The organism is Paenibacillus sp. HWE-109 (assembly GCF_022163125.1).
GTDB lineage: Bacteria > Bacillota > Bacilli > Paenibacillales > NBRC-103111 > Paenibacillus_E.
On the sequence record NZ_CP091881.1, the window covers coordinates 230,105 to 247,035 of the forward strand.

Here is a 16,931-nt window from a genome sequence, read left to right on the forward strand (position 1 = left end):
ACATGACGACAACGACAATTACCCCCTTATATGTGGAATGTCAGATCAAACAGGAATATTACGCGTTCTCGATTATGTATATCCAGGAAATTATTAAAATGCATGAAATCACAGTTTTGCCCGGGGCAAATAAGAACTTGCGCGGAGTGATCAACCTCAGAGGTCATATCATCCCGATTTATTGCTTGCGTTCGATGCTGCAGCTGAGAACAGAACCTGATACGAAACAAACGCGAATCGTCATTATTAATTTGGCTGGAAAGACATTAGGGCTAGTTGTCGATTGTGTGAGCAGAGTGATACGGTTCTCTGAAACGAAACCCGTTTCCGAAGAATTCGGTCATAAGGGACGTGTCTATCTGCATGGGATCGGTCAATACGAAGATCGTTTCATCGGTATACTGGATGTTCAGGAGCTATTTCTTCAGGAGGTGAGGGGCTATGAGTGATTTTCAGATAGAAATGTACATGGGTGTGTTTCTGGATGAATTAAGTGAGCAGTTGCTGTTGCTGGATAAGCGTTTGTTGGAGTTGGAGGAAAGCGGGTCCAATCCAGAGACGATGCAAACGATCTTCCGTATCGCTCATACGCTCAAAGGCTCCTCGGCTGCCATGGGGTTTGATAAGCTCAAAGCGGTTATGCACAATTTGGAAAATATTTTTGATCACCTTCGCAATGACCGTATTCAAGTCAGCACGGAATTAATGAATGTGTTCTTTCAAAGCGTCGATTATATCAAACATCAGCGAGAACTATTTATGAAGGGCGTCTATGAAGAGCAATCCGTGGATCAGCTTATCGTTATGCTTGAGCGAGCTTCACGTGCGGAAACGGCTTTAGCTGGGGAGTTTATGGATGAACTACCTTCCAAAGATATTCTAAGTACACCAGTAGAACAGTATCTTACGTCAGTTCGTATCCGGATTGAATCCGATGCCGTTATGAAGGTGGTGCGAGCGGCTCTCGTACTCCGGGAGCTGCAGGAACTTGGCACTGTGTTGTCCATGCAGCCCACATTTACGGATACGACGACGGACGAAGAGTTGGATGGACCGATTCTCTTTATCCTGACTTCCAATGAGGAATGCCGCACCATTCAGGAGAGAATAAACCAGATTTCCCAATTGTCAGAGGTCGTCGTTGCACTAATGAATAATGATCAGCCAGCACCGTCTGAGAAAGAGCAGTATCAACCACCTCAAGCGGTAGTTGCACAAAGTACGCCAGTAAATCCGGGGAAAACCGCTGCCTCCACAGTGAAAGAAACCGCGCAGGTTTCTCATACTGTACGTGTTGATGTGCAACGATTGGAGCATCTCATTAATCTAGTCGGTGAATTGCTGATTGACAATACGCGGTTAGTTGATGTGAAGAAACGGCTGCAGGATAAATATAAACAGGACCCGGATGTGAATCTGCTGGAAGATATCACGCATCATTTAGGCAAAATTGTTAGCAATATGCGGGATGGCATGATGAAAACGCGGATGATTCCAATTGAGCAATTGTTCAGTAGATTCCCGAGGCTTATTCGAGATTTGTCGCAGACAGCTAACAAAGAAATCGGATTGACCATCGAGGGGAAAGAAACCGAGTTAGACCGTACGCTTATCGAGGAAATCAGCGATCCTTTGATCCATATTATCCGCAATGCGGCTGATCATGGCCTGGAAAGTCCGGAGGGTCGAGAGGCTGCCGGAAAACCGCGCAAAGGCCAAATTCTGATGAAAGCTGCACATGAAGAGAATTCGATTGTGATTACGGTGAAAGATGACGGACGGGGGATCGACCCTGAGCGCATACGCAAGAAAGCGGTGGACAAAGGCTTTATTAGTGAGGAAGAATCGCTTCATTTGACGGAAAAAGAAGTGATTTCGCTGATCTTTCATTCCGGCATGTCCACAGCCGAGCAGGTGACGGAACTGTCCGGCAGAGGTGTGGGAATGGATATCGTGCGCTCCCATATTGAGAAGTTGAATGGTTTGATCGATATTGATACCGTAGTTGGCAGCGGGACAACGATCACGCTCAAACTACCCTTAACACTTGCCATTATCCGTTCGTTGCTTGTTCGTCAAGAACAGCGTACGATCGCTATTCCGCTTTCTAATATTATCGAAATCTTCCGTTATGATGAACAAGAAATTCAGACACTGCACGGTCAGGAAATCTGTCATGTGCGCGGTGAAATTTTACCCTTGCTGAGATTGAATCACTTGCTGTCGCCTGGTCAAAGTATGACGCAAGAAATGACGAAGACCAGACAGTCGATTCTCATGATCGGTATGGCAGAGAAGCGCGTTTGTCTCGTAGTGGATCAATTGATTGCCAATCAGGAAATTGTGATTAAATCGTTGGATGAAATTGTCGGGCATGTTCCTTTTATTTCAGGTACGACGATATTGGGCGACGGACTGGTTGCCCTAATCCTGGATGTAAATGCCATTATGCAGAAGTCCACTTCGGCCCACCTGCGTTTTGGTTCCAGAGAGCGTGCGATCAAAGGGAAACACACCATGAAGAAAGAGCTAGTGACTATTCGCTTCGATGCTGAGTGGTATGGCTTCCATCTTGAGCACGTGCAAGAAATCTTGGCGATTCCCCCGATCACGAAGATTGCGGGTGCTGAACCGCATGTGCTGGGCATCATGCAGATCCGTGATGAACTGCTGTTTGTTTATGATCTGCGCGCCAGCATGGGTTTATCTATTCAACCAGCGTCCAGTTATTCTCGTGTGCTGATCGTTCAGGACGGAGATCAATCCTTCGGAATTGCGGTAGATTCGGTAACCGAAATTCTCACGGTCTACGAGCATGAGTTGGATGAGGATATAGCACAACAGAAGGCTTCTTTGTCCATGATACGAAGCATCTACAAGAAGGATGAGCGATTGATACAAGTTTTCGATAGAGAAAGTCTGCTCTCGCGGTTGAAAACTGTTTCGGTATAAGAAACGTTTGTCTGGACAAGACGAATTCAAAAGAATTAGGTGACAAGAATGAGAACATTCCGTGTGTTAATCGTTGATGATTCCATCGTCATGAGGAACATGATCGCCACGCTCTTTGCCAAAGATGAACAGTTTACGGTTGTCGGCTTCGCGGTTAACGGGGCCAATGCGCTGGACAAAATCGTCGAATTGCAGCCCGATCTCGTGACACTTGATATAGAAATGCCAGAGATGGACGGACTAACGGCACTTCATCAGATCATGACCTTTCACCCAGTGCCTGTTATTATGCTGAGCAGCTATACAGAAGAAGGATCCAGGGCTGCGCTGAAGGCACTTGAGCTGGGAGCCATGGATTTCTTTCACAAAGAACAGCTATTCCAAAAGACGAGAAATGTGGTAATGGAAGAGGAGTTTCTCTTGCGCTGCAAAACCGCTACGCGCAAGAAACTGTTCCTCCATAATGAGACCAGTAAGCTCGGCAAAGAGCAATCGATTAAAATGCATTTGGAAATGCTTACGTTTCTGCTGAAAATGGAAGAGGAAATGCTCCAATTTCATGATGAGCTGAAACAAAAAATCAAACAACAAAATGGACTGCTCAAGAAATTTCGCAAAGAGGCTGATCAATTTCGGTACCTGGAATGGCAGGGATCTTTATTCAATCGGCTTGGCGCTAAAGCTGACGAAGCCGTGGGGAAGGGGCTCTATGATGTGTTCCCCGAGGAGCTAGCAGATCACATACTGCCCTTTTATCAGGCGGCTTGGGATCAGGAAGCCGAGGTCATCGATTTTGAAACGGAGTGGCATGGTTATTATTACTTAACGGTGCTGCGGCCGATGAAACGGAATGGCGTCATCTCGGAAGTTATTTCGCTAACTGTCGATATTACAGAATCGAGAAGTATGGAGGAACGCATTCGCTACTTAATGAATCATGACGCATTGACAGGGCTGCCTAATCGACATGGGTTGATGAAGTGGTTGGAAGACACGATTAAGCAGCGGGAGCGATTTGCCGTTGTTTTTGTGAATTTGGATCATTTCAAGCTAACGAATGAAACATTTGGCCATGAAACGGGAGACCGTATCTTGCAAGTCATTGCCCGCAGACTCAAGAACAATGCTTTTTCTGAGGAATTGTCGGTATTCAGGGTAGGCAGCGATGAATTCGTCGGTTTGGTGAAGAATCATTCGGAGAGTGAATTTGATAGGTTCGTGAACACCGTCATGCAAAGCATTAACCAACCGATTCGTATCCTGGATCATGAAATTTATATTTCTCCATCCATCGGGATAAGTCGGTATCCACAAGATGACCATGACTCGGAAACCTTGATCCGTTATGCCAATATTGCAATGGACTATGCCAAGGAAATGGGCGGGAACCAGGTGCAGTATTTCAATTCGCAAATTTATGCCAAAATTGAACGGCGCATTAAGCTTGAAAAACATATGCGGAAAGCCTTGGAGAGAAATGAATTTATTCTCATGTATCAGCCGCAGGTTGATTTGCTGGAGAAGCGAATTATTGGTTTTGAAAGCTTAATACGCTGGGATAGTCCGGAGCTTGGACGTGTATCACCGCTTGAATTTATTCCGATTGCGGAAGAAACAGGGTTGATATTTAACATTGGCAAATGGGTGCTGCAAGAGGCTTGCCGACAAAATAAGCTGTGGCAGGAGCTTGGTTTCCCCAAAGTGACGATCGCTGTGAATCTGTCATCCAAACAATTCTATGATCATTCGCTCAAAGAGCAAATTCTCAACATCCTCAAGGATACAGGGCTAGAACCCCATTACTTGGAATTAGAAATTACGGAAAGCATGACCATGGATGTTCAAGTTGCCTTGGCGACATTAAATAGTTTCCGCAATATGGGATTAAAAATTGCTATGGATGATTTCGGAACAGGCTACAGCTCACTAAGCTATCTCAAAGAGTTTCCCATCCATAATTTAAAAATTGATCAATCGTTTGTCAAAGATATCTCGATCAATCCGACGAATGCGGCTATTGTGAATACAATCATTGCTCTTGCGCGCAACTTGAAGCTAGTCGTCATTGCCGAAGGCGTAGAAAATGAGAATGATTTGAAACTGCTGCAAGAATTCCATTGTGATATGGCTCAAGGCTATTTCTTTAGCCCTCCAGTTGAGGCAAGTAAAGTTCCCGACCTCTTTGCCAACAGTCAAACGCCGCTACGGGAATAAGCATTTATCGGCGGCGTTTTTGTGCTTCAATGTTATTGGAAAATGAACTAGACCCGGCATAATTCGACGTCATATAATAAGTGGGTAGTGGTAACTTAGCGATGAGGTGATGGCTTGTTCAAAGACCTGCTTAATAATTTTTCCGTCTTGGCTGTCTTTATTTTTATTTCCGTTCAATTGTTCTACAATCCTAAATTTAAAGCCATTTCGAAATGGAAATATCGTTTATTCGTAGGTCTTCTGCATGGGCTATATGGCGTCACGTTAGCGTTTCTTGGCGTTCATCTCAGTACGAGTCATATCATGGATCTCAAAGCTGTTGCGATTCTTATGGCAACGTTTATTGGGGGAGCTTATTCCGGTTTCATAGCGACGGTAATTATGATTATTGGCAGAACGCTCATCGATCCGACCGTTTTCCTGCGAGTAACAATTGTCGCCTTCCTGATCTTCGCTGGCTGCGCTTTAGTCAATCACTTCGTGCAAGATTACGTTAGGAAGTGGTCGCTGCTTATCTTATGTCCCATAGTCGTGTTATTCATGGATATGATCGTCATCTATCATCTGCCAGCGACAGATTTGGTCATTCCGGGCTTACTTCTGCACTTAGCAGCCGGGGCTTTCGTAGGCGCTTTAATCCGCTATTTCTTACGATCCGAGGAGCTGAAGGGCCAGATTCGGTCCATACAGCAGGAATTATCAGATATTCTGAGGCTGCAGTCCGGCTTTACTTTTAAATTAAAAAAGATCCAGAATCAGTTCGTATATTCGATGATTGACGGTCAATTACTACGTAAATTGGGACTTAACCCATTGGATTTAAAGGATAAGGATATGCGGAATATGCCGCATATTTCGACCTCATTTTCCCAATATTTACATGATAAATATGAAGAAGCTTGGCAGGGCAATCAAGTTGCTTATGAAGCGAATTTACGCGGAAAGACGGTCTTTACGACTTTACAACCCGTTTATGAAGATGAGCAAGTGGTTGAGATTATCGGTTCCACCACCGACATTACCGAACGTACGGAAGCCGAAAGACGGATTCAGGAGAGTGAAGAGCGCTACCGGATTCTATTTGAAAATTCACAGGAAGGGATTCTGGGATTTACGAAGGAAGGTCATATCCGCTCTGCAAACCCTAGAATAGCTCAGATTATTCATAGAACTGCCGAATCTATCATTGGTCATCAGATGACGAGATTTCTTCCGGAAACCGAGCAATTCCGTTGGAATCGTCACTTCAAGGAGGTCGTGCTGAAGGGCGGCAACATTCGCTTTGAGCTCAGTATTCCGTCCATGGAAGAAGAGCGCAGAGATTATAGCGTTACGCTTTCAGCCTACAAGAATGCTGCTGGGGACTTGGAGGGAATCGTTGGAACCGTTCATGAATTCACAGAAGTGACGATGCGGCATGCCGCGGATCAAGCCAGCCAAGCGAAGAGCCAGTTCATTGCGAAAATGAGCCACGAAATCAGAACCCCCCTCAATGGGATCATTGGACTTTCTCAAATTCTCGGCAAAACGCCGCTTTCGGATCACCAAAAGGATTACTTGCACAAAATAACAGCTTCGTCTCACACCTTGCTCGGCATCATCAACGATGTTCTGGATCTATCGAAGGTAGAAGCCGGCAAGTTGGAAATTGAACGGACGGGCTTCCATCTGGACGAACTGCTCAAGGATCTCTCCAGTATATTAAGTGTCTTGTCGGACAGCCGCCAAATTGAACTTATTTTCAATACCGCGGCAGAACTGCCGAATCATATCCTGGGTGACCCGCTGAGACTGAGTCAAATTCTCTTGAATCTTTGCAGCAATGCGATTAAATTTACAAGTTCAGGCTATGTGATGCTCAAAATTCAAATGGCTACGAGCCATTCTGCGGAAGAGATATTTCTTACCTTCACTGTGGAAGACAGTGGCATTGGCATTACCGATGATCGGCTTGCGATCATATTTGAACCTTTTTCGCAAGCAGATGGTTCTACGAGCAGAGAGTACGGTGGAACAGGACTGGGCTTAACCATCAGTCAACATTTGATTGAACTGATGGGGGGAGCTTTGCAGGTTCAAAGCGTAGTAGGGCAAGGAAGTAGTTTCACGTTCACACTGCCCTTCCATGTCATTGAATTAGCCGACCCGAATGAGTGGGATTTGACTCAGGAGCATACCCCGTATCAAATCCTTTTGGTTGAAGATCATCCGCTGATGCGAAGTGCCATGCAGGATACACTTGAATCTTTTGCCTTGATTGTCTCAACGGAGTCTTCCTGGAAAGAAATGTTCGAACGCTTAGAGCGTCAGCAACTTGAAAATGAGCTCTACGATGCCATTCTGCTGGATATGGAAATTGATGATATGTACGGCATTGATACCTGGGAAACCTTCATCCGCTCGATTGATCGTGACAAGACGATTGTGGTTTGTTTGACCTCTCCATTGGGCAAAGAGGAAATGCTGAAATTGCCGATCCAAGATCGCCCAGATGCCGTTTTGATGAAGCCGATTTGTCGTTTGGAGCTTTACCAAACATTGAATGCTTTGTTTCATCCGCATCTTATGGCAGGCGGGCAGCTGTTGGCGGCTCCAACGATTGAACATTTGAATGGTCGGATTCTGCTCGTAGAAGACAACGAAATTAATCAGCAGGTGGCCTTGGAGATCCTCGAGGAACGGGGATATGACATTATCATAGCTGAGAATGGGCAGGATGCCATCGATAAACTAGCCTCTGAAGCGATTGATTTGATCCTTATGGATATCCATATGCCGATTATGGATGGCGTTGAAGCTACCAAGCTGATCAGAGAGCATGAGGCATATCGGCACATCCCGATAATTGGACTGACGGCCAATGTTGTGAAACAGGACCATGAGCGCTATTTGCGTATCGGGATGGATGATGTCCTGAGCAAACCATTGGATGTGAATCGCTTGTTCAGTGTTATAGGCAAATGGCTTTTGCCGCCAGTTGCTCGTCCAACACGCTTGCAAGAGCAGGGAGATGCCTTCTATAAGAGAATTGAAGCCATTGATTGGAGGACAGCGCTGGCGCGTCTGGAAGGCAAAGAAGCCATTCTAATGGTCATGCTTCAACTGTTTAAACGGAATTATACGACCTTTGCTGAACAAGTAACGGATTCTATGCGGAATCAGGATTGGGCCGCAGCCAAACGTGCTGTGCATACCTTGATCGGTGTTGCCGGAAGTCTATCCGCGAACGACTTGCATGAAGCAGCATGCCGGTTGGAAACGGCGATTCTGCTGCGAGATGACTTCTTTGTGCCGCTTCGTGACGTTACTGTGCAGATCGAGCGAATTGCGAATTTTGTCTAGGAGGGTTTGCTTTTGGAGTTGATTCGACTGAGGGAGCAAGAAATTCCGCAAGTGCAGGAATTGATGGTGGATGTGGTTTCGCGACTTCCTTCCGATGCCCTGTATGCGATGGATCGTATTGAAGCATTGTATGCTTATTTGGAACAGGATAGCGAGATTTATGGCGTTTATGAAGCTGACAAGCTGGTGGCTTTTACGATGCTTGCCTTCCCGGCATTAAGCGAAAGCAATCTCGGGCGTGAATTTGGCGTACCCGAGAGTGATCTCGCCAAAGTAGCTTCGCTGGAGGGATCGATTGTTCATGAATCGGTGAGGGGGAGAGGATTGCAGCGGCATTTCCATGCATGGAGAGAGCAGCGTTCACGCGAAAAGGGAATGAAGTATTTGTATGCAACCGTGCATCCTGACAATGGCGTAAGCCGGAGAAACCTGGAAGCTGCCGGTTTAACCGTGCAGTTCTCGCGCTTGATGTACGGCGGGCTTCCTCGGCTTTGCTACGCCAAAAGGTTAGAGTAACAGGGTGCCCGTAGCTTCCCTTGCTGACTAGTGGGAAGCGGCGAGCTCCTTCACTTTTTTCCAGGCTTCCAACTGTTTCTCTAATTGTTCGACCAGCGTGGCAAGATCTGTCACTAGCTGGTCTTGGTCAGCACCTTGCAGGTCCAAATCCTCTCCTTGAAGAAGTTCAACGGGAGCAGGCAAAACGGACAATAGCTGCTGAACTTTGCTGTGAATGACGCTTAAGCCTCCATGCTCTACGGTTGTATGCATGGCTGGAGTCATCGTCTCGCTGGCAGCAGCAACCAGGATGGACGCAGCTGCATCAACTTTGGGCGCTTTCGCAGGTGCTTTGACAGGAGCAGCAGGAGCGGGCTTGGCCCGTTCTGCGCGGTTGTTTTGGAAGTTGGACCACGTCTCAACAAGATCGCGTCCGGATTTGTAGAGCAGCTTGCCTTTGGTGCTTTCGGAAATGTCTTTATCCTTAAACATTTTGGCGATTTTCTTGACATCGCTGACAGGCATTTCGTCCCGTGCCATAATGAGCGCGAGCGGATCGCGATGTTCTATCGGCAAATCTTTGAGCGGCAGCAATTGATCTTCGGTCAGCTTGTCTTTGCGAATCTCCGTTCCGCTGACGATTAGCTTTTTGACACTGTTGCCGAATTTCAGCAAATCACATTTGTTTTTGATATAAGCTTCGGGCTTGCCCAGCTTGCCGGAAAGATATTTAATCGATGAACTAAACTTGGCATCATTCATCAATTTATGGAAAGCCTCAGCTTCCTCAATTGGCGAGAAGCCTTCGCGTGTCAAATTCTCCGCAATTTGCTCCAAATAGATCTCAAGCTCGTCCGTAACTGTAGATACAATGCAGGACATGGTTGCTTTTCCAAGCATTTTACTTGCCTTGTAACGGCGGTTTCCATAAATAATTTTGTAGCGGTTATCCGCTGTCGATCTTACCTTAATCGGGGAAAGCAAACCGATTTCCTCAATGCTTTTCATAAGTTCCTGCAGCGCTTCTTCATCGAATTGGTATCTAGGTTGGTCAGTATCTTCGTCAATTAAAGCTATCGGGATTTCATGTATATTCATGTGAGATCTCCATTCCATCAATTGTTCTTCTACTTAGTATATAACAAGGTTGAAATCGTGGCGAGCAGCCTTTGCTTGTGTAGACGGCGCCTGAGTCCTTTCACAATAAAAAAGATTGCATCAAGAGGATTTTAAATGAAATAATAGAGAGAATAGTGGTCGCAACAGGATCTAATAACAGCATTGCCTAGGAGTAGATTAGTATGAAAACGATGCAATACACCATAATCGCACTAATTTTCGTCCTATTGCTTTCATCGTCTGAATTCGTGCTGGAGAAGTATCACAAATCCTTGCTTCATGAGTTAACCGTAACCGAACAATCGCAATTATCATCGAAAGCGTTGGCATTGCAATCTGTCATTGACCGTAATTTTAATTTGATGGTCAGTTTAGAAGCTTATGTGAGTTCAACGTATCTGCGAAATAAAGATGACCAAGAAGTCCTGAATTACATAGCCTCTTTATATGTCGGGGCTCAGGCATCAACGCTCAATTTGATTATTGCTCCCAAAGGGATAGTCAAATTCGTTTATCCGATCGAAGGCAACGAGAGTATTCAGCAATGGGATTTACTGAATGATCCGCGGCCGAATGTCCAACAGCAAATTGTAAGGGCTTTGCATGCCAAGCGAATGACCATGGACGGTCCCTTTGATTTGCTGCAGGGTATCCGTGGTGTGGTTGCGCGTAAGCCTTTATATCAGGACGGCGTATTCTGGGGCTTCGTTTCGGTTGGCGTAGATTTGAAGCAGTTGCTGAACGAAGCGGAAGTTAACGATAAGGATACCCAAGCGCTGCAAATTGCGATTCGCAGTCCTGGACAGCCAGCCTTTTTTGGAGATGATCAAGTTTTCCAACGAAATCCTATGATCGCTCACATTGCACTCTCGGAAAACCAATGGGAACTGGCTGCGCTGCCGCAGGAAAGTGCCGTCCACAGCATCGATCGCTCCATCCTGATGATCCGCAGTTCATTCATCTCCGTCCTGCTGCTGGGTATTTTGTTTATCCTATATATCAATCGACAGCGGGATAAACTGAGTCGCGCGGTAAATGATCGTACGCAAGAGCTGCGGCTAGCCAATGAGGGATTAACGGAAATGAATGATAAGCTGCTTGCTGGGCAGCAAGAATTGTTTAATTCCAATAGTCGCTTGCAGGAATCAGAGCAGATGCTCTCCTACTTGGCGTATCATGATGTGCTGACAGGCATCCATAATCGTGCCCATTTTCAAATGGTTCTGAAAGAACAAATCACTTTGTGCGAAACCTGTCATTCCTCCTTGGCGGTACTTTTCTTTGATTTGGATAACTTCAAAATGGTGAATGACTCCCATGGTCATCATATGGGGGATCTGATGCTCATGGAAGTTGTGGGGAGGATTCAACAATCAGGGTTGCCATTTCACACATTTTCCAGGTTTGGTGGCGATGAATTTGCTATTTTGCTGAACAATTGTACAAGTGAACTGGATATCCAGTTGTTCTGTGAACAACTTATCGAAGTATTGAAGCCGCCTTGCCTGCTCTCGAATCGTGCATTTTTTATTAGCGCAAGCATTGGGATTGTGCAGTATCCCTATGGTGGTCTGACGTGGGAAGCTCTGCTCAAAAATGCCGATATAGCGATGTATATAGCGAAGAAAGTGAGCGGCAGCTCCTACAGCTTCTTTAATGAGCAAATGGCAAAAAATTCGCTATCCAAGCTCGAAATGGGTAATCATTTGCGCCAATCGCTTGAGCGCAATGAGCTTGAAATTGTGTATCAACCTCAAGTGGATTGCCATTTAGGCCGAATCGTCGGTGTGGAGGCTCTTCTGAGATGGAATCATACGACCAAAGGTTATATATCGCCAGCGGACTTCATCCCATTAGCTGAAGAAATTGGAACCATCGTGGAAATTGGGGAATGGGTGCTTCGCGGCGCTTGCAAGCAGATGAAAGCTTGGCACAGGGAAACAGCGACACCCCTGACCATCTCCGTCAATCTATCTGTGAAACAATTGAATGATGAGCGTTTTGTAGAAACAGTGAGCCGAATTTTGGCTGAAACCGGACTGGAAGCAAAATATTTGGAGATGGAAATTACGGAGAATGTCGCTATGAAGGACGAGCAGTTGGATGCGCTCCGCTGCTTGAGGCTGTTGGGCATTGCCATATCGGTAGATGATTTCGGCACCCATTACTCTTCGTTAAGTTATTTAAAAAGGTTCCCAGTGACCAAAATCAAGCTCGACCAATCCTTTGTCCGCGGCGTACAAACGGATGATAAGGATCGCGTGATGATCATTGCCATTATTTCTGTTGCGACTTCCTTTCAGCTGAAAATTATTGCAGAAGGCGTTGAAACAGAAGAGCAAGCCAGATTCTTGGTTGCTAACGGCTGCAGCCACATCCAAGGCTTCTATTTCTTCCGTCCGATGAATGCCGAGCAAATGCTATCAGCCATGCAGGAAAGCTTGCAGCAGAAGCTGGGGTTCTTGACCACGGGGACCACCCGCCAATACTTTTCGTGAAATGAACATAGAAAAATAGCAGCTGCCCAAAGGAATAAGAGCCTTTGAGAGCTGCTATTTGCGTTGAAAAGGCGATTTTACACGGAATAGCAGTCTCGAAGGACTCTTATCTGCTGCAGAAATGGAGAAGAAACTGCAACAGCACGAGGATCTGCCAGAAAAATTGTTATGCTACAGTGGAACAACTTGTTTTTGTTTATTTTTGAAATAGACCCACTGTTTGAAGCCGATTTCTTTCAAGGTTTGACGAACTTCCTCCCAGTCATCCGCTACGCGGCCAGGGATATGGGCATCGGAGCCGAAGGTCACTTCAACACCATAATGAAGCGCTTGTTCCAGGATTTCGTGGGAAGGATACCAACCTCCGACATCTTTGGTTTTACCGGAAGTGTTAATTTCAATGGCTACACCGGATTCCCCGATGATTTTCAAGGTTTCATTGACTTTAGGGGTAACGATATCAGAGAAAGCCGGATAGAAGCCTTTCATGGCATCGATATGGCCCAAGATGTTGAACATGCCAGAACGCGCAGATTCGGCGATAAGTCGGTAGTATTCTTCTTTCTGCTCGATCTTCTGTGCTTCATTTAATTTGTTCCATCTATTGCGGTTGAAAATACTGACACCACCGGATAAGTGAACTGAACCGATGATATAGTCAAACGGGTATTTGGCATATTCCTGCTGATAAATAGCGGTATGCTCAGGGAAATAATCGGATTCGACCCCAAGCAGGACGTCAATTTTGCCTTCGTATTCTTTTTTAAGCTGGAGGACTTCCTCGATATAACGCGGGAACTCGCTTTTCGCCATGGCAATTAAGGGCTGGGCATGATCCTCGCTGCTTCCGAAATAGGGGGAATGATCCGAGATGCCGATGACTTGCAAGCCACCTGCTATCGCAGCCTCGATATAGTCGCGAATGGTATCCTGTGCGTGTCCACAGCGGTCATGATGGGTATGTAGATCGAATTTCATAAGTGACCTCCTATAAAATAGTACAAGAGCTTCATGAGGAAATATTATTCAGAGCCGAGAAATTGGGTTTCCGGCATTCCTTTCAAATCACGCAGGAACTGCTGCATGGCAGAATTCAAGTAGCGTCCTGATTTATATACTACACCTACTGGATGGGTAATATCCAATTCATTTACCTTTACCATTTTGAGTGACCCGTGTTTGAGTTCATCAGCAACGGACATCTTAGAGATGATGGCGACGCCAAGATTCAACTCGACCATCCGCTTCACTTCTTCACTGCTGGATAGCTCCATCACGATATGCGGCGAAACGTCATAGGTTTTGAAGATTTGATCGACAAACCGACGCCCGGCTGTTTCCGGAGACAGCGTAATGAACGGAATGTTGCGCAGCTTTTCAATGGACAAATGGGCAAAACGGGCAAGTGGATGATGGGTGGAGACGATCAGCTCAAAGGTATCGTAGTAAAGGACCGATGTTTCCAAAGCCTGGTTTTTTTCGAATAAATACGTGATTCCGATATCGATCTGGCTGTTCTCGACGGAGGTCATAATTTGCGAGGAAGTCATGGAGTGAATCGTCGTTTTGATCAAAGGGAACTGATCCTGGAAATAGGAGAGCACCCTGGGTAAAATCTGCATCGCGATAGAAGTCGTTGTGCCAATATGAATATGGCCTTGTGGCGTTAAATGCAAGTCGGACAATCGCTGTTTGAGATCACTGGCTATTCGCAGCATCTTCTCAGCATGTTCCAAGAACAGTTTGCCGCTATCCGTCAGCGTAACAGGTTGATTACGATCAATAAGTATCGTGCCGAATTCGTCTTCAAGACTCTTAATTTGGGCGGAAACGGCAGGTTGGGTCAAGTTAAGAATTTCGCCAGCTTTGCGAAAGCTCATCGTTTTGGATATGGTGAGCAATGTTTCTAACTGGTTCATATTCATGCGCATACCTCCTGCTTATAATAGGTTTAGGCTTACAAATAAAATTTATCGAAATTGTAAAGGACATAAAAACCTTTTGTAAGCTTATTATATGATAGGAAGAGCAGCATCGGCAAATATTTCTGTCTAACAGTGGAAATTCCATTGCTAAATACTCAAATTTGACTATAATAATTTATATATATTAATTAAAGTTAAAAGGAGATTCACCTCATGTCGTTAACACGTAAGTCGAACACAACATGGACGGTTGTCGGATTGATGCTAGGGCTCTTACTCGCGTCCCTGGATCAAACAATCGTTTCCACGGCGATGCCTACCATCGTCTCGAAATTAGGAGGGTTCAGTCAATTCGTCTGGGTATTCTCAGCGTATTTGATTGCCAACGTCGCTGCAATGCCGATTTTCGGCAAGCTATCTGATATGTACGGCCGCAAGCTGTTTTTTATTATCGGGATTATTGTTTTCATGATTGGGTCTGCGCTCTGTGGAACAGCAACATCCATGACTGAACTCATCATTTACCGGGCTATCCAAGGTATTGGTGGCGGTGCTTTGATGCCAATTACGTTTGCTATTATTTTTGATATTTTCCCTCCGGAGAAAAGAGGGAAGATGCAAGGGCTCTTCGGAGCTGTTTTTGGACTGTCCAGTGTCCTTGGTCCGATTATTGGCGCTTATTTCACCGACCACGTCACGTGGGAATGGATTTTCTTTATTAATCTTCCGCTTGGTGTTGTTGCCTTACTGCTTATTATTTTCTCTTACCACGGTTCTGTTGAACACAGCAAAGCCAAAATTGATTGGAGCGGTACGGTGTTGCTGACTGCTTCGATTGTCTCCTTGATGTTTGCTTTGGAACTTGGGGGCAAAGAATATGCGTGGGCTTCCTGGCAAATTATTGGTCTATTTATTGGCTTTATTATCTTGCTGGGTGCTTTTATCACCGTCGAAAAGTATGCCGCAGAGCCGATCGTACCCTTGGATTTATTTAAAAATCGTTTGTTTACCTCCAGCATGGGCGTAAGTTTTGCTTACGGTGCTGTCTTGATTTCTGCCGGAACGTATATTCCGCTGTTTATTCAAGGTGTATTCGAGGGCTCAGCAACCAGTGCTGGATCGACGTTAACCCCGATGATGTTGGGCGTTGTTGTCAGCAGTGCGCTGGGTGGACGTTTTATCGGAAAATATTCGTACCGCAATGTCATGTTGGTTTCTGCCGCATTAATGCTCGTTGCTACCTCGTTGTTAGGTGGACTTTCCATTGATTCCGAGCGTTGGCTAATCACGACCTATATGATACTTCTAGGGCTAGGGATCGGCGCTTGTTTCCCCATTACTTCGATGTCCGCTTTGCATAAAGTAGACTTCCGCCGCAGAGGTACGGTAACTTCCCTCGTTGGTTTTTTCCGTTCCGTTGGATCAGCTATCGGTGTAGCGATTTTTGGCAGCATTCAAGTCAATTCACTTCGGACGAATATCACAGAATCTTTGAATGATCCTGCTATGGCAGAGAAGTTTCATGATGCGCGTATCTTGCTGCAGCCGGATGTCCGTTCCAACATTCCGCAGGAAGTGCTGCATAAGCTTTTGACTGCCTTGGCGGATTCCATTGCTGTTGTTTTTCAAACGACGATCGTTTTGGCTGTAGTTGGGCTTGTGTTCATTCTTATGATGGGAAATGCTAAACTTGAAGTGGGGAGTGCTCCTGTCAAAGGAAGCGCGCCAGTAGGACACTAGGGGGTAGCAAGGATGTCGATGAAGCTTGTCATTCTGGGTCTGTTGATGGAAGCCAACCGGCACACGTACGATATTCGTCAAACGATGAAAGAAAGAAACATGCATAACTACATGAAGCTGCAGGATGGTTCCCTGTACTATGCGATGGATCAGCTTCGCAAGGACGGCTTAGTAGAAGCGCTTGAAGTCGTACGGGATACGAATCGTCCTGAGAAAACGGTCTATCAAATTACAGAAGCCGGTAAATATAAATTTCAAGAACTGCTGGTCGAGCAGTTGCATGAAGAAATTAAACATTACCACCCGCTCTATGTTGCTCTTCCTTTCACCGTTCATGGCGACCAAGCCAAAATTGCAGAAATTCTCGAGCATAAGATTATGGCCCAAAAAATCATTATGCAGCGCACGAAGAGTGTGTATGAGGAACACATCCATACCGTCCCGCGCGTTGTCCTGCAAATGATGGTAGGCGGTTATAAACGAGCTTTCTGCGAGCTCAAATGGTTAGAAGGTCTGCAGAGAGATGCCAGAGAAGGACGGTTTCAGGAACGAAATTCACCTCTGGATGTGGACTGGGATTGTATCGAGTAGATACAGTAGCATTACAAAGAGGCTGCGCGTTAAGGTTAGTGTTAACTATGACCTT

11 protein-coding genes are annotated in these 16,931 nt (G+C 45.7%); 8 read left to right on the forward strand and 3 right to left on the reverse strand.

Annotated features, from left to right (window positions below; translation table 11 throughout):
• Positions 1–2 precede the first annotated feature (2 nt).
• The 5 genes from LOZ80_RS01070 to LOZ80_RS01090 all read left to right on the forward strand — a co-directional run bounded on the left by LOZ80_RS01070 (position 3) and on the right by LOZ80_RS01090 (position 9,024).
• Positions 3–449, forward strand: coding sequence for a chemotaxis protein CheW (locus LOZ80_RS01070; RefSeq protein WP_238169698.1), 447 nt, complete (start codon positions 3–5; stop codon positions 447–449).
• Positions 442–2,952, forward strand: a complete 2,511-nt coding sequence (locus LOZ80_RS01075) for a chemotaxis protein CheW (protein WP_238169699.1) — start codon at positions 442–444, stop codon at positions 2,950–2,952. The genes LOZ80_RS01070 and LOZ80_RS01075 overlap by 8 nt, the downstream gene beginning before the upstream one ends.
• Positions 2,953–3,000: 48 nt before the next feature.
• Positions 3,001–5,166: an EAL domain-containing protein gene (locus LOZ80_RS01080; protein ID WP_238169700.1), complete on the forward strand. Its 2,166-nt coding sequence runs from the start codon at positions 3,001–3,003 to the stop codon at positions 5,164–5,166.
• Positions 5,167–5,280: 114 nt separating this feature from the next.
• The gene (locus LOZ80_RS01085; RefSeq protein ID WP_238169701.1) at positions 5,281–8,508 is read left to right on the forward strand and encodes a hybrid sensor histidine kinase/response regulator; all 3,228 of its coding nucleotides are present in this window, start codon (positions 5,281–5,283) and stop codon (positions 8,506–8,508) included.
• Positions 8,509–8,520: 12 nt separating this feature from the next.
• Complete coding sequence (locus LOZ80_RS01090; protein WP_238169702.1) at positions 8,521–9,024, forward strand: GNAT family N-acetyltransferase; 504 nt, start codon at positions 8,521–8,523, stop codon at positions 9,022–9,024.
• A 27-nt stretch (positions 9,025–9,051) separates the two neighbouring features.
• Here the strand turns inward: LOZ80_RS01090 and LOZ80_RS01095 are convergent, their stop codons facing one another.
• Positions 9,052–10,101 (reverse strand): ParB/RepB/Spo0J family partition protein, encoded by a 1,050-nt coding sequence (locus tag LOZ80_RS01095; protein WP_238169703.1) that lies wholly within the window; start codon positions 10,099–10,101, stop codon positions 9,052–9,054.
• Positions 10,102–10,304: 203 nt separating this feature from the next.
• Here LOZ80_RS01095 and LOZ80_RS01100 point away from each other — a divergent pair, with 203 nt between their 5' ends.
• Positions 10,305–12,620 carry a putative bifunctional diguanylate cyclase/phosphodiesterase gene (locus LOZ80_RS01100; protein WP_238169704.1) on the forward strand — a complete coding sequence of 772 codons (2,316 nt, stop codon included), beginning with the start codon at positions 10,305–10,307 and terminating at the stop codon, positions 12,618–12,620.
• Positions 12,621–12,791: 171 nt separating this feature from the next.
• On the opposite strand, the gene LOZ80_RS01105 is transcribed toward LOZ80_RS01100, so the two are convergent.
• Positions 12,792–13,598: a histidinol-phosphatase gene (locus LOZ80_RS01105; RefSeq protein ID WP_238169705.1), complete on the reverse strand. Its 807-nt coding sequence runs from the start codon at positions 13,596–13,598 to the stop codon at positions 12,792–12,794.
• Between the two features lie 44 nt (positions 13,599–13,642).
• The gene (locus LOZ80_RS01110; RefSeq protein WP_189019415.1) at positions 13,643–14,545 is read right to left on the reverse strand and encodes a LysR family transcriptional regulator; all 903 of its coding nucleotides are present in this window, start codon (positions 14,543–14,545) and stop codon (positions 13,643–13,645) included.
• 213 nt (positions 14,546–14,758) lie between these two features.
• On the opposite strand from LOZ80_RS01110, the gene LOZ80_RS01115 reads away from it, so the two are divergent.
• Together LOZ80_RS01115 and LOZ80_RS01120 are read left to right on the forward strand one after the other, a co-directional pair.
• Complete coding sequence (locus LOZ80_RS01115) at positions 14,759–16,285, forward strand: MDR family MFS transporter (RefSeq protein WP_238169706.1); 1,527 nt, start codon at positions 14,759–14,761, stop codon at positions 16,283–16,285.
• 12 nt (positions 16,286–16,297) lie between these two features.
• Entirely contained in the window at positions 16,298–16,876 is a 579-nt protein-coding gene (locus tag LOZ80_RS01120) for a PadR family transcriptional regulator (RefSeq protein WP_238169707.1), read from the forward strand.
• The last annotated feature ends 55 nt before the right edge of the window (positions 16,877–16,931 follow it).